The sequence below is a fragment of the Corynebacterium choanae genome, from assembly GCF_003813965.1.
Taxonomy (GTDB): Bacteria; Actinomycetota; Actinomycetes; order Mycobacteriales; family Mycobacteriaceae; genus Corynebacterium; species Corynebacterium choanae.
Genome location: NZ_CP033896.1, coordinates 2,260,012 through 2,274,225, shown reverse-complemented (window position 1 = coordinate 2,274,225; position 14,214 = coordinate 2,260,012). Strand labels below are relative to the sequence as shown.

The following is a 14,214-nucleotide window of genomic DNA, read 5'->3' as shown; positions in this document are numbered from 1 at the left end:
TCACAGCCACACCGGGGGAAGTCATAGAATGATCGCCATGGCTTTTACCATTGCAACCATCAACGTCAACGGCATCCGGGCAGCAGTAAAACAGCGCTCGGAAGAAAACCTCGGATTCATCCCGTGGGTGAACAACACCGAAGTTGACGTCATCGTGCTGCAAGAAGTCCGCGCCAACGAGGAGCTCACCCGCAAAGCCTTAGCCCCACTACTCGCAGACGGCTGGCAGTATGCCGGCCACGATTCGACAGTGAAAAAAGGCCATGCCGGTGTCGGTATCCTCTCCCGCTACAAACTTGCGGACATCACCACAGGAATGGGCAGCTTCACCGACCACGGACGCCTCATCACCGCAACCATCCCGGATTTAGGGATCGCCGTCGGATCGCTGTATCTGCCAAGTGGATCAGCGGGAACTGCGAAACAAGACGAAAAGTATCGCTTCCTCGACGAATTAGAAGACCACCTGGCAGAACTCGCGGACAGCCACGAACACATGGTTATTGGCGGAGACTGGAATATCTGCCACCGGCGACAAGACCTGAAAAACGACAAAAGCAACACAAACAAAGCCGGATTCCTGCCCGACGAGCGGGCCTTTATGGATGCCATCTTCGGAGTGGCACCAGATAGCGAAAGCCAAGTGGGTAGTCACGGCGAGTTTGCCGGTGCAGTCGACTATGTTCCCACCAAACCAATCCGCACACCTGCCACAACACCGCAGTGGGTTGACGTTGCCCGTGAACTCAACGGTGACTGCGACGGCCCCTACACCTGGTGGACCTATCGGGGCAAAGCATTCGACACTGATGCCGGTTGGCGGATTGACCTGCAAGCCGCCACACCGTCGATGGCGCGCCGGGCACAGTCGACCCGGGTCGACAAAGCAGAACGTTACGATCTGCGCTGGTCGGATCATTCCCCGCTCTTGGTGACCTACCAATAGTCTTGTTGCTCAGCATTGTTTCGAACTCCCCGCATGCTGCGGACTGCGGCAACGATTCCTCCACAGCGGCAACTGAAGCATCCTGAGTGTGCTTAGCGCCAGCTGGTAGAGGAAAGCATCCACCGCTGGGGTAACCCATGCCCGGTGGTGCAGTAGATGGCAGGCAGATTCCACAGGTGCTGACCCACTGCCTGCCAACACGGCAGGACAGGTTTAAGATAAACAACCATGACTGACACTGCCACTGCTAAGCCCGAAAAGAAACAACGCGTCCTCTCCGGGATTCAGCCGACAGCTGACTCCTACCATTTAGGGAACTATCTTGGCGCGCTCAAGCAGTGGATCGAATTACAAAACGACTATGAAGCCTTCTACTTCATCCCTGACCTCCATGCGATCACCGTCCCCGGGCAAGATCCGAAAGCGCTGCGCCATCGCACCATTGCTGGTGCTGCGCAACTGCTAGCTTTGGGGATTGATCCGCAGCGCTCGAGTTTGTTTGTGCAGTCCCATGTGCCAGAACATGCAGAACTCGGCTGGGTGCTGACCTGTATGACTGGGTTTGGTGAAGCCCGCCGCATGACCCAGTTCAAAGACAAGTCAGCAAAGCAAGGCCAAGACAACACCACCGCCGGACTCTATGCCTACCCGATGCTGATGGCCGCAGACATTTTGCTCTACCGGCCGCAGCTGGTGCCAGTAGGGGAGGATCAACGGCAGCATCTTGAGCTCACCCGGAACTTGGCTGAACGCTTCAACAACCGTTACCGCAAAACGTTTGTTGTCCCCGAAGGGTTGATTCCGCAAGGTTCAGCGAAAATCTATGATCTGCAAGAGCCAACCTCGAAGATGAGCAAATCAGGCACCAACCCGAAGGGGTTGATCAACCTGTTGGATGATCCGAAGGTCTCTGCAAAACGGATCAAGTCTGCTGTGACCGATACTGATTCGGTTATCGCCTACGATCCGGAGAACAAACCGGGCGTGTCGAATCTGCTGGTTATCCAGTCGGCGCTAACTGGTGAGCCAGTTGACAAACTCGTCGCCGGCTATGAAGGCAAAGGCTACGGTCACCTGAAAGTGGACACCGCCGAGGCTTTGGAAGCGTTCACCACCCCGCTGCGGGCACGCTTTGACGAATATATGGCTGACCAGGCGCAGCTTGAACACGTGCTCGCGCAAGGTGCGGAGCGTGCCCGCGAGATTGCCTCCCAAACCCTGGCCGATGTGTATGAGCAGGTTGGGTTCCTCGCCCGCCGTTAGCGCTCCCATCCCCACAACCGGGTGGTCAATGTTGTCCTGCGAGTAGCATGAGTTCTATGAACGCCCGGTTGTTTCGTGCCATTGTTGGTGCCTGCTTGGCACTGCTAGTTAGCCTTACCGCCGGTGGGGTTGCTGTTGCAACACCCGAAACAACCAATGCGGCAAGTGGGACGACTGCGACACGCTTCATGCACCGGGATTTCAACTCCTCCGACGCGATTGACTATCCAGGTCCTGGTGCAACAGTCGACATTGCGCACAGTATGCCTGCCGGTGCCTGCTCTACAGTGTTTGCTTTCCGTGACGGGATGGTCGCTGCGCTGTGCACACAATATGTGGGGCTGCGCTTCGGGATCACCCCGGTTGCCCCATCGGTGGTGCTTTTTGATCCGGACACCGGGGCAATTCTTGCCGTACACGAATTACGGAAAACCGGCCTGTTTGGGGGTGTGTACGGGTTTGTTCACGACACGGACGAAATTGTGCTCGCTGAAGGCCACAATATTGTGTTTATCACCCATCAGCGCACCGACGATGATCGATATATCCTAGCCGAGCAGCGGCGCATTGCGTTGGAGGAGCTTGGCACCAGCAGTCCTGTGGCAGGTTTGCAACCCGACCAGCAAGGCCGCATCTGGTTTGTTACTCGTGATGCTGTCGTCGGCTATGTGGACAGCACTGGTCGCACTCGGGTACTTGCACTGGGCAATCACACCCCTGGCGGGGAGCTGGTGGCCAACGGTTTAACCTCCCGACCGGCGGGAATGAGCGTGTTGACTACCCACGCCCTCTACGAGGTGCAGGCTGCAGTTGACGCTGATCCACAGGTTGTGTGGCAGGCGCAATATGATCGCGGTCCGCGGCTGAAACCTGGCCAATTATCGTGGGGCTCCGGGACAACCCCCACCATTTTCGGGGAGCATCACGAATATGTGGCGATCGTCGATAATGCTGATCCGTCCCCAATGCTGCAGGTGTTTGAGGCGGCAACCGGCACCCCAGTGTGTTCCGCTGAGGCTTTTCAACGCTTCGGCAAAGGGACGGAAAACTCGTTGATGGCCATGGGCAACAGTGTCTTTATCCCATCGACCTATGGTTTTGTGTATCCGCCGCTGGCAGTAGCCGGAACACCGCAGCCCCTGTTGACGCCCTTTGTTGGGGGATTGACTCGCATCGATGTGCACGATGGTCGCTGCGAAAGGATCTATGAGACCGCAGCCCGCATCGCAACACTCCCGATTCTGTCCACCGCCGATGGGATGATTTATTCGCTAGCAACGAAACCGGATTCCCCGCAAATTATCTACCAGGGCATTGCTGCAGCGACCGGCGAAGTGAGCTTTAGTCAGCCGATAGGTTGGTGGCCAGTTGATGAACCCATGGAGCTCACCGGAATGATCACCCCTGACGGCACCTATTGGCAGGCAACGATGGGGCACATGTACCGCATCAGCCCGGCACGGACGCAATAACCAGGTAGCAACGGACGACTGTTGCGGGCTGGATGCAGTATTGCTCGTGTGCGCCGTCGAGCATACGGTTGAACGACTATCACCAGTAGCTGCTTGCCCAGATGTAACGGTGCTTGCCCAGATACAACAAGGGGAGCTATCAACCCGGCAGGACCCAAAGAGTACGCTGTTGATTCAGTGGCGTGCCGGCCTAGCGCAGTATGAGACACCATGAGCTGTGCGACGGAGTGTCGGATCAGCTATCTGAGCGGGGAATCGAGTTGTTGCCAGGAGGACGCACCGCGTGGATACGTTTGTCAGTATCGACTTTGAGACGGCGAATGAATGTCGGGGTTCCGCCTGTGCTGTGGCGGTAGTGAAAATGACAGCTACCGGTACTGTCGTTGACCGTTTCTCCACGCTGCTGAAACCGCATCCCCAGGTTGCACACTTCAGTCCCCGCTGTGTGCGTGTCCATGGGATTACTGCACCAGATGTGCAGCATGCGCCAACGTGGGAGGAGGTGCATCCGCAGATTCGGGCGTTGCTCGGCGATGATCCCCTCGTAGCCCACAATATGGCCTTCGACGGATATGTGCTCACTGACTTGGATCTGTATTACCAGCTTGAGAGCCTGCCCAATCGGCGCTTCTGTACGCTGCGATTGGCGCGAAAACTTTTCCCTGATCTGCGGCGCCATACCTTGCCTGTGATCTATCAACAGTATTTTCCGGCGCAACGATTCCGCCATCACAATGCGGCAGCTGATGCGGAAGTGTGTGCCAAGATTTTTGCGCGAATGGTTAGCGATGAAGGTTTTGCCCGGGTGACAGCGTTGTGCCCACCAACCGGTCCGGCCGCCCAGTTGCACCGTCAGGTAGAAACCACTACACAGCTGGATGGATCCATGGACTGGGATGTGCGCTAGCGCCGTGCGCCGGCCAAGTAGCTGCGCGGGGGTTACCAGGCGTGCCGGTTTTGCTGTTGCAGGCTACCGCCACGGGGCAGTGTGGCTGCTGACCACCAGGCTGGTTGGCACGATTCTCGTAGGCAAGGGGTTGCCGCTGAAGTCACCGTGCCACCGCATAGTCTGGTGACAAGGCTCGCTCACCACAGGCTGTTCACAGGCGCATATAGGTTAACCAAGCGGGATCAGCGGTGGCAGTGGTGGCAGGTTGAACTGTTGACGCACCGGCGGCAGCAGAGTTAGTCCGCCGGCAAGAATAGCCAACACCAACACAACGAGCACCGGCATGGGGGACGATGATTCCGTGTCCGAGGAGCCTTGCCCGGCACCTTCGGCAGAAGAACCTGCCGTGTTGCCTGGCGTTGCCGGATCGTTCGGGTCAATGACGAACCGATAGTCGTCACTAGTTGGGGTGATCGTGACCGGTGCGCTGTCCGCTCCATTGTAGGAAACTTGCGTATTTGTTCCCGGATTCAGCCGGGCGGTGAGAGTTCGCGTCGCGGTAGCAACCACCGGCAACGAGGCGGTGCCGGTGGCAGGATCAACCTGCACATCGGCGAGCAGTGTGTCGCCCTCATAGAAACTCACCCAGGCATTGTTGACTACCGTCGCCGGGGTAACTGTTGCTGTCAGTGTCACCGTGTCGCCGAAGGCAACCGGCTGTTGTGGGGCAGCAGTAAGGCTGATCGTCGCATTGTTGATCGTGGTTTTCGGCCGGGTGGCCAGGGTGAGATCAGCAGAAGATGCTCCCAGCAGCAGCACAGTATCGGTCGGCTGATCGGCACTTACTGCGTGAAACGTGTGACGCCCATCAACGGTTACCGGTGCCGCAAACGTGGCAACACCCGATGCATCCGTAGTTGCTTGACCAATATTGCGGCCATTATCCCGGAAGGTAACCACAATGCCGGCACGCTTGCCTTGCGGGCTTGTAACAGTGGCAGTCAGCGGCACTGGGGCACCAACTGCAAGCGTCTCCGCGGCAGCAGACAGCGTGATCGTGGTTTCTTCCATAGGCAGGATTGGGGTGGTCACCTCCGGGGTTTCCACTGCCGTGGAAGGCACCGCCACCACCTGCGTATCAGAAGATGCAAGATAGCGTTTCCCGGCAAGATCAACATCTTGCAATGTGGCAGTAATCCTGTGCTGTGCATCTTCCCCCAACGCAACCTGGGCTGTTGCAACCCCGTTGCTGACAACGGCTGTCGCCAAAGTTTGGCCGTGTTCGGTGAACTTCACCACCGCCCCGTCAGGAACAGTGCCAACGGCAGCGGTGACTGTTGCCTGCAACGTGTATGCCACAGTGGTGGCGTTGTCGATCAGATCGCCGGCACGAGCAGCAAGTGTCGTCGTGGTGGCAACCTCTTCGACAGGTGCCGGTGCTGGGGCGGAGGTTCCAGCGACAACAATCCGATGCATGGCACTCGACTCCTGATAACGGTCAGTACCAAGATAGTGAGCTGTAAGCGAATATGTCACCGGCTCTGCGGTGGTGTTTTCCGGAATTGGGATTGTTATCGCCGCGATACCCCCCTGCGGGGAAAGGGCCGTGGTTTCCACCGGTCTACCGTCCAAAGTTACTGCCACCTCACCGGTGGTCACCGCTGTACCATCATCACCGGTGACCTGAACTGGCAGGGTGATCTCACCGCCAGATGCGGCAACCTGTGTTTCCGCACCGTCGGTAAACGTCGTGGTAGTAGGGGCAGCTTCGGCGGGGGTGTCGGACACTGTTACCGTAGCGAGCTTATTGCCGCGACAGTAGACCACAGGATTTAACAGACTAGAGCCGGTAGTGGAATAAGAGATAGCCGCGAAATCCGGGGTAAGGATCTCGTTATAGTAGCCGAAGTGTAAGGAACCAGCTCGAAGCGCTTCGAATGTCATTTCGATGGCAGGGAATTGAAACTCGCCACCTTGCGCCTGCCAACCATAAGGATCCCTCGGCCGATGAAAACTTCCCGGGCGATCCCCACCATCGACGATGAGCTGTCGCAGAGGCGGCAACGTCGTCACCCGTGGACTGCCCCCAATCAGTCCTGATCCTTCGCTGACCAGCCGTGGCTCCCCAACGAGTTTCGCCTCGGCAGGAGCAGGGATACTCAGGCGATAATTCAGCCCCCACACCGGTTTATCGACACTCATCACCCCCGGGCTGATACGCACAGTAAACGTATCCCCGACGGCGACTTCCTCCGGCGCATCAACCTGCACATCCTCCGTAATAGGGGAAAAGCTAGTTCTGCCAAGCACTGAACATTGATGGGTAAGCGGGGTAGAAGTGGTTGCCGCAAGGGCAGGGCTTTGCAGCAGGGTGGCGGTGAGGCTCATCACGGTAAGCGCAGTTACACTGCGGCGGCGAGCTGGACGGGTCACAAACATGGTCGAAAATTACCTTTTTTCACGTTTCGTTAGTGGAAGTAGTGGGGCACCTTAGCTCGCAGAAGAGCTGCCGCCGGAAAAGAGATGAGTGAACCATTCGATGAGTTTTGTAAACCATGCCATGATTCCGGTGGGCTGATGTTCGGTGCCAGTAGCCGGGGTGCGGCCACCGGTGATCACCACCATGCTGGTTACGCCATTGCCGGAATCGCCAGCATCATTGTGGTAAACGACCTGCACCTGATGTGTGCCATTGACTGCAAAGTTCACTTGGAATGCAGCCTTGCCGTTGACTACTGGAATTGCCACCGGTTTTCCGTCGCGCTGCAGAGCGGCGCCATCTACTTGCACCGAAACATAGCCGCCATCGGTTGGCCGGCCACTGGTTGTCACTGTCGCTGTACCGGTGAGGAAGGTGTTCGCTTTCCCCGATTCGGGCAGATCAAGCACTATATCGGTGGCGAAAATATCATCGTTTGCCAAGGACGGTTCGGCCCGCAAGGTCAATGTTTCTGTAGCGGTAAGACCCTGTGGATCGGTGACCGTTACTGTCACCGGAGTTGGTTGCGTATCGGTGAGTATTACCGGCAACTCGGCTACACCGTCAACCAAGTTTGCGCTGGTGGTGCGCCCATGTACGGTGGCGGTCGCTGTGCCACGCGCCGGGAATTGGTCACTGGTCACTGCGGCGATTTGCACGATCGCCGGTGTACCAACAGTGACTGTCGCCGGTGGAGTAAGCCGCAGGGATAAACCTGTGGTTTTACCGACAATGGCAGTTTCTGCGGTGGCAATAGTCTGGCGGCTATCGGGTTCCGGATAAAACACGGCGGTGACCTGCTGTTGGCCGGCGGCGCTGACAGGAAGATCGACAGTGCTGGTCGCCCCAGTGACAGTGTGGCGAATCGTCTGGCCGCCGACAGTGACCGCGAGGGTGCCGCGAATATCGCGAGCCGTTGTGCCTTTGGCTGGGGTGATGGTGGCGGTAAGCGCAGTCGTCGATCCGATTGGCACAGCGGTAGCGTCAGCAGCCAACGTAAGGGTGGTGTCAGCTGTTTCTTCCACCTGGATCGTCACCGAAGCAGTGTTCGGAGCCAACGAAGCTGCCTGATCTGGTTGGTAGGCCACATCAATTGTGCGGCTTGCTTCGGTGTTGCCAGCGTTGAAGGTGAAACTTGTCTGTCCGGCAACAATATCCGCCGAACCGAGCGTCTTGCCATCGCTGGAAAACACGAGCTTACCGGTTGCTGCTGCAGGGGTAACAACCTGAATGGTGACCTCGCTGCCGGGGGAGACCCGCCGCGGCGCCATAATCGTCAACTCGGCTGGTCGGGCGCCGGCTTCCACCGTGCCTGTGCCTTGTGCAGGGAGGAATTTCTCCGCATCGCGAGGGGTGAACGCCAATTGCACCGGTTGCTGCCCTGCCTGAGGAAACACCATATTGGCTGTTGCCCGCCCAGCAACCACCGGGGCAGTGACGCTGCGATCAGCTGCCGTAAATGTCACTGTTCCTGCGGCATCAGCCGGGGTGACAGTCGCAGTCACCGGTGATAATTCGCCGGCTGCGACCCGCTCAGTTGCCAGATTGACTGTCACCTTCTGGGCGGGTTGCTTGTCGATCACCGTAAAGTCAAACAAATGACGGGCACCGTCAAAGAAGGGGGCGGTTGGGCTGGTTCGCGGTGAACAGTAGGTTGCGGCATATACGGTGCCTGCAATACCAGCATCGGTTACCACGTTAAACGTCATGTAGCTGGTTGGCGAAGCATACTGCTCCGCACTGCCCTTGTGCCGCAGCCCCAGGGACGCGGTACCAGGTTTGGTGGCTTTGAGCCGCATAGTCAATGTTGGCAGCAACCACTCAAGCGTGCTGCCGGTGACATGATTATTGGCGTTGCCGGCACCAGTGACACTGGCGTTCGGCGAGTTCGCAATCGTCGCATTATCGGCGCTCGCCAACCGTAAAATCCGCCCATTCGGGTCTTTTTCGCCCCGCTCGTTGACGGTAAATGCGCTCAACCCTTGCACATTGGTATCCGAACTCAACAGTGCACTTTGCAGCTCGAAGCCATCCGGTAGGGCAAGATCTATTTTCAGCCGCGCATTATCGGTGACTCTCGCCCCAAACGGCAGCTTGTCAAGCACCGTTTTGCCGGTGTTGACCTTCATTTTCACTGTGATGGTTTTCCCTACCTCAACCGTGGCCGGGGCGGTCGTTTCAATCCGCACATCTTGCCCCCGATTATCCTGCGGATCCGCCAACCGGTTAGGGATAGCCCGACAGGTTTGCGGATAAGTCACCGAATTGGTGACCTCCGCCGCATGTGCACTCGTTGGCACAACCATGAGCGGCAAGCCGACTGCCAACGCACTGACAGCTGCAGTAAAGGGACGCATCTTCACAATTTTTCCTCACCAGACGACTGTTGCGGCTGTTTGCCTGAGACCCACGCACCAGCGACAGCACACCTGCGGTTCGCAATAACTTCACAAATTTCGGGGGGATGGGGATGCCTGCACGGCCACCTGTTACCCCGCGAATCCACGACCGTATTGTGTCGTTAAACATTGCGGTAGTAGCCCTAGGATCACCACTCCGTTGCCTATACCCTACGACAGATGCTGCAACAACGATTTGTTCAATCCCCTAAACGGGTAGCGTGACTGCTGAAGGTTCGCAGTACAGCCGCTATTAGCAGCGCAATGCACCGCACCGTCTTGGGGGATCAACAGCTGGTGTTCTCACAAGAAACGGCGCGGTGCACTCGGTGAAGTTATGCAATAACCGTGGGGCAAGCACATGGCAATGCTGCACGGGGCGAGCTGATGCGGGCAAAACCCCGGGATAGCGTTTGCTTCACCGGTGACCACCGGTGCAGCAAACCACAGTAACTCCTAGTGGGCGACTGCTTTCTCCACACCCACACCGGTCAGCGAGCGAACCTGCATCTCGGCGGCTTTCCCAGCAAAGTTATCTGGTTTGCCTAACAGGGTGCCCACAATTCCGAGCAGGAAGCCCATTGGGATGGCAATAATCGACGGATTCGTGAGGGGGAAGAAGGCAAAATCAATATTCTCGCCAAGGAACGACGTTGGGGTGCCGGACACTGCCGGGGAGAAAATGATCAGAATCACACTGGTGAGCAGCCCACCATAGATACTGCACACGGCACCGGTGGTGTTAAACCGCTTCCAGTACAGCGAATAGAGAATCGTTGGCAGGTTTGCCGAGGCGGCAATACCGAAAGCCAAGGCGACCAGGAAGGCAATGTTTTGCCCAATCGCCCCAATGCCGAGCACGATCGCCAAAATACCGATGACGACCACGGTGATGCGGGAAACCCGGACTTGTTCTTCTTCGGTTGCTTTGCCGTCGCGCAGCACCGAGTTATAGATGTCGTGAGCCACCGATGCGGAAGCAGTAATCGCCAACCCTGCCACCACCGCCAAAATAGTGGCGAAGGCAATCGCAGAAATACAGGCCATAAAGATGGTGCCGCCGACTTTCGCGGACAACAACAGTACCGCGGAGTTCACCCCACCTGGGGCGCTGGTGATCGCATCGGTGCCAACGAGTGCCGCCGCACCAAAACCCATCACCACGGTGAGCAGGAAGAACAATGCAACAATAGCGATTGTCCACGTCACTGAGCGGCGGGCTTCCCGGGCGGTTGGCACAGTGTAGAACCGCATCAAGACGTGAGGCAGACCCGAGGTGCCAAACACCAGCGCCATGCCAAGGGAGATGAAGTCGAGCTTGGTGAGCTCATTTTTGCCGTACTTCAAACCAGGGCCTAGCACTGCTTCACCTTTGGGATGATTGGCGACTGCCTGGGTGAGCACCTCATTGAAACCGCCCTTGACTACCCAGAATGTCAGCACGGTAATGATGATCGAGCCGCCGACCAGCAGCACTGCTTTGATCATCTGCACATATGTGGTGCCTTTCATGCCACCGACAAGCACATAGATAATCATCAGCACACCAACGATGGCGACCACCCCAGACTGGGCGACTTTGCCTTGAATACCGAGCAGCAGTGCAACCAAACCGCCAGCACCAGCCATCTGGGCGATGAGATAGAACAAGGAAATCGACAGTGTGGAGATCGCCGCAGCAGTACGTACCGGCCGCTGCTTGAGTCGGAAAGACAACACGTCAGCCATAGTGAATCGGCCGGTGTTTCGCAACGGTTCAGCAACCAGCACCAAGGCGACAAGCAGCGCAATCAGGAAGCCCACCGAATACAAGAATCCGTCATAGCCGTACAGGGCGATTGCACCGGTTACGCCGAGGAACGCGGCCGCGGACAGATAGTCCCCGGAGATCGCCAGCCCGTTTTGCCAGCCGGAAAATGATGCGCCACCAGTGTAGAAGTCGGAGCCTTTCTGAGAGGTTTTCCGGGTAGCGCGCACCACCACAGTCATGGTGACGACGATGAAAAGAATAAAAATGCCAATATTGAGCAGCGGATTGCCGGTATCGACAGCTTCTTGGGCGAGTAGATGTGTCCTCATGTGTTAGGCACCTCCTTCTAATTCGTGCCGAATTTCGGCGGTCAACGGATCAAGGGTGCGATCAGCGAAACGGACATATGCCCATGTGATCAACCCGGCGGTAGCGAACTGGGCAAGACCGAGGATCATGCCAACGTTGATAACGCCGAATACTGGAGTGGTGACGAAGTCGTAGGCATAGGTTGCCACCACGATGAAGAAGAGATACCAGGCGAGAAACGCGATGGTGACCGGGAAGGCAAATTTCCGGAATGTTGAGCGAAGCTGGTGAAACTGGGGCGTCGATTCCATGGCGATAAACTCCGCCTCGGTGGGGATCCGACGCTGGGGGACAGCGGGGTTCGTCATGTGAGTTTCGTAGGTTCCTTTCCAAATGAGAACGCAAGATGTTGGCGGTGAAGTGCACCTGTGCCATGTCACACACATCAGGGTGCGCAATGACGCCGGTGAAGGGAGTGCCGACTTGCAGACGCCCATCAGGTAGCCGGGGTATCTGGGACATTCGATCCCGGATGGGGCACCGCTTGCCTTCTGCGCCAGGTGCGATGCAATCACCGTCACAAGTTGCAGCCGAATGTGAAGCAGCAGATGAGCTTGGGAAGCAAACCTACTGGCCACAGTTGTGCTTTGTGAAGCATTTGGGAAAAGTGGGCAAAACGGACACGGGGTAAATGCTCCAACCAGGGATTTTGTTCCCTATTGCTACCCCCGCACGGTATAACCTGGGGTGAATTTTTCCTTGGAAAGCACCCATTAACGGGGGCAATTGCGTTCGTGTTGTGATCTGCCAGACATCTGCCCATTTGCTGTTACATCACTAACACGCCCGAGTTACCAGCGGTTTTGCTATCACCTAATTGGTTTAGGCGACCTCCTGTGGTGGGTATGGCGAATTACCCGCACTCCATGCGGGTGTCTGACAAATAAAGTGCATTGTCGATGCACTCTTGTATTCCCTTGCGCGGGAAGCACCCCTGATGCGGGTTGGGCAAGCACCTCACTAAAGACAGGTTGCGGAGATGGTGAGGGGGGTGCCGCCCTGTGTTGGAGTGGGGGATCGTTGTCCCTGCAAGGGCAAGCGGTTGATGGCCGGATGACGCACTGGAGAGCATCTCGCTACCGCAAAGTCGGCAAGTATGCCACAAACAGTCCCTGGAGTATTGCGCTTCCGTAACGTTTGACCAGTTTCACCCACCCGAGCTGGGAGAAACACCGATGCGACCGGTATCATGCCAGGTTGGTCTCTTTCGCGGCGGGCACTTGCAGCAGGATCGCTTTCCAGCAACCCGGCTGTGGGCATTCCCCGCGAACACAACAACATCCACACTGTGATGCCGAACGTCGCAATGATGCGGCGAAGCGAAGAAGAAAAGGATTCCTGTGGCGGTTTCTACCAAACCTGATAGTAAACACACTGACGAATACGGTATTGAGCGCACCCACGAGGATGAGCCGGGCAAGATTGCAGAGCTCCGCGAAAAGTGGGGCTGGTTCGATCATCTCATGCTCATGCAGGAGCGATACGCCAAAATGGGCGGCAACCAATACGCGGCCGGCATCACCTATTTTTCGGTGCTGTCGATGTTCCCAATTTTGATGCTGCTGTTCGCGGGTGCCGCATTTGCGTTGGTCAACGACCCAGATACGCTGCGGCAGATCCAAGACGAGATCACTAAAACAGTAAACGGGACCGTTGGCGACACCCTCAATGAGGTGATTGACACCGCGATTGAACAGCGCAGCGCAATCGCCGGTATCGGTGGTTTAACAGCACTGTGGTCGGGGCTGTCGTGGATGAACCATCTTCGCTACGGCGCAAGCAAAATGTGGAAAGCCAACCCGATCGCCGGTGGGTTTGTTGGCCGCAAACTCATGGATCTGGTGGGTCTGTTGATGCTGCTTGTGGCGCTGATTATCGCCTTTGGTATTACCGCGGTCGGATCCTCCGGGTTGACCCGCTACGTTTTGGAGTTCCTCGGTTTGGAACAGATCCCCGGTATTGATGTCATCACCCAAGTCGTGGCTATCGCTATCGGTTTGATTGCGAACTACCTTGTCTTTTTGTGGCTGTTGAAATATTTGCCGCGCACCGATGTGCCGTGGCGGTCTGCGGCAAAGGGGGCGGCCATTGGCGCGGTAGCCTTCGAAATTTTCAAACAGATCGGGTCGTTGTTCTTCTCTAATGCGTTGAATAACCCAGCAGGTGCAACCTTCGGTCCGATCATTGGTGTGATGGTGCTGTTCTATTTTGTGTGGCGTATTTTGCTCTATTGCTGCGCCTGGACTGCAACCACCGACGAGTCGCTGGCACGCTCGAAGGTTCCCGCTCCCGAACCGGCTGTGATTCGGGTGCGCAACGAAGTTGATCCTGTCGATCGGATGCGGGATAAATCCTCGCTGGTTTCCACCGGTTTCGCTGCTGGTGCAGTAGTGAGCGCCGCAGTGCTTGCGCTGCGCAACGTATGGCGTCACTGATCGTTGCTCCACTGGCGGGGATCTGCAGCGCTTGGCTGTGTGCACCCGATAAGGGTTTTGCCAGGTATCACGCTTGGCAGGTAACCATGCAAGCCGCTGTCACAGTGTTGTGGCGGCGGCTTTCGTGTGAGCTGGGTCTGCACACTGCCCAGTCTGGAATGGGTGCTGCCTGTTCACTGTTAGCTGCAACGTTCCTTTGTCTGGGCGACCAG

At 57.0% G+C, this 14,214-nt stretch carries 9 protein-coding genes; 5 read left to right on the top strand and 4 right to left on the bottom strand.

Annotated elements, in window-relative coordinates:
• Window positions 1–37: 37 nt before the first annotated feature.
• The 4 genes from CCHOA_RS08205 (at window position 38) to CCHOA_RS08190 (ending at window position 4,588) form a co-directional block, all read left to right on the top strand.
• Complete coding sequence (locus tag CCHOA_RS08205; RefSeq protein WP_123929278.1) at window positions 38–946, top strand: exodeoxyribonuclease III; 909 nt, start codon at window positions 38–40, stop codon at window positions 944–946.
• Between the two features lie 228 nt (window positions 947–1,174).
• On the top strand, window positions 1,175–2,209 hold the full coding sequence (trpS, locus tag CCHOA_RS08200; protein ID WP_123929275.1) for a tryptophan--tRNA ligase: 1,035 nt from the start codon (window positions 1,175–1,177) through the stop codon (window positions 2,207–2,209).
• A gap of 47 nt (window positions 2,210–2,256) precedes the next feature.
• Complete coding sequence (locus CCHOA_RS08195) at window positions 2,257–3,681, top strand: hypothetical protein (RefSeq protein WP_245992118.1); 1,425 nt, start codon at window positions 2,257–2,259, stop codon at window positions 3,679–3,681.
• A 283-nt stretch (window positions 3,682–3,964) separates the two neighbouring features.
• Complete coding sequence (locus CCHOA_RS08190) at window positions 3,965–4,588, top strand: exonuclease domain-containing protein (RefSeq protein WP_123929272.1); 624 nt, start codon at window positions 3,965–3,967, stop codon at window positions 4,586–4,588.
• A 210-nt stretch (window positions 4,589–4,798) separates the two neighbouring features.
• Here CCHOA_RS08190 and CCHOA_RS08185 read toward each other — a convergent pair whose 3' ends face one another.
• The 4 genes from CCHOA_RS08185 to CCHOA_RS08170 all read right to left on the bottom strand — a co-directional run bounded on the left by CCHOA_RS08185 (window position 4,799) and on the right by CCHOA_RS08170 (window position 11,875).
• A complete protein-coding gene (locus CCHOA_RS08185) occupies window positions 4,799–7,009 on the bottom strand; it encodes an Ig-like domain-containing protein (protein ID WP_123929269.1) in 2,211 nt (736 codons plus the stop codon).
• Between the two features lie 51 nt (window positions 7,010–7,060).
• On the bottom strand, window positions 7,061–9,412 hold the full coding sequence (locus CCHOA_RS08180; RefSeq protein ID WP_206425784.1) for a hypothetical protein: 2,352 nt from the start codon (window positions 9,410–9,412) through the stop codon (window positions 7,061–7,063).
• Between the two features lie 492 nt (window positions 9,413–9,904).
• Window positions 9,905–11,527: a solute symporter family protein gene (locus CCHOA_RS08175; protein ID WP_123929263.1), complete on the bottom strand. Its 1,623-nt coding sequence runs from the start codon at window positions 11,525–11,527 to the stop codon at window positions 9,905–9,907.
• A 3-nt stretch (window positions 11,528–11,530) separates the two neighbouring features.
• Complete coding sequence (locus tag CCHOA_RS08170) at window positions 11,531–11,875, bottom strand: DUF485 domain-containing protein (RefSeq protein WP_123929260.1); 345 nt, start codon at window positions 11,873–11,875, stop codon at window positions 11,531–11,533.
• Window positions 11,876–12,907: 1,032 nt separating this feature from the next.
• Between CCHOA_RS08170 and CCHOA_RS08165 the strand changes: the two genes are divergently transcribed.
• The gene (locus CCHOA_RS08165; RefSeq protein ID WP_164472434.1) at window positions 12,908–14,002 is read left to right on the top strand and encodes a YhjD/YihY/BrkB family envelope integrity protein; all 1,095 of its coding nucleotides are present in this window, start codon (window positions 12,908–12,910) and stop codon (window positions 14,000–14,002) included.
• Window positions 14,003–14,214: the final 212 nt, after the last annotated feature.

Coding starts and splice junctions, on each gene's coding strand:
- CCHOA_RS08205 (WP_123929278.1), top strand. CDS start 38: ATGGCTTTTACCATTGCAACCATCAACGTCAACGGCATCCGGGCAGCA.
- trpS (WP_123929275.1), top strand. CDS start 1,175: ATGACTGACACTGCCACTGCTAAGCCCGAAAAGAAACAACGCGTCCTC.
- CCHOA_RS08195 (WP_245992118.1), top strand. CDS start 2,257: ATGAGTTCTATGAACGCCCGGTTGTTTCGTGCCATTGTTGGTGCCTGC.
- CCHOA_RS08185 (WP_123929269.1), bottom strand. CDS start 7,009: ATGTTTGTGACCCGTCCAGCTCGCCGCCGCAGTGTAACTGCGCTTACC.
- CCHOA_RS08175 (WP_123929263.1), bottom strand. CDS start 11,527: ATGAGGACACATCTACTCGCCCAAGAAGCTGTCGATACCGGCAATCCG.
- CCHOA_RS08170 (WP_123929260.1), bottom strand. CDS start 11,875: ATGACGAACCCCGCTGTCCCCCAGCGTCGGATCCCCACCGAGGCGGAG.